This window comes from Rhizobium sp. SVR5-2C, assembly GCF_056755115.1.
The window spans coordinates 1-233 of the sequence record NZ_JBNDHT010000624.1; the positions used below are offsets into that span (position 1 = coordinate 1).

Consider the following 233-nt stretch of genomic DNA (forward strand, 5'->3'; position numbering starts at 1 on the left):
CGATGACGTCGGCTTCCATCATTACGCGCTGCGCACGCAGTGTCAGCAGGTCTTCGGCGCCCGGGCCTGCGCCGACCAGCCACACGCAACCTTCGACTTCCCGCGAAGTCTGCAGCAGGCTGTCGGCGGCCTGCTCGGCCTGCTTGACATGACCGGCATTGACGGCATCGGCAACGGAGCCGGAAAAGAAGCGCCGCCAGAAGACACGGCGTGCGACGCCGCGCGGCACGAGG

General features: G+C 67.8%; 1 protein-coding gene. It reads right to left on the reverse strand.

Annotated elements, in window-relative coordinates; genetic code table 11:
* The coding region (locus ACPYOI_RS37145) for an SAM-dependent methyltransferase (RefSeq protein ID WP_481424316.1) at positions 1-233 on the reverse strand (233 nt) is incomplete at both ends.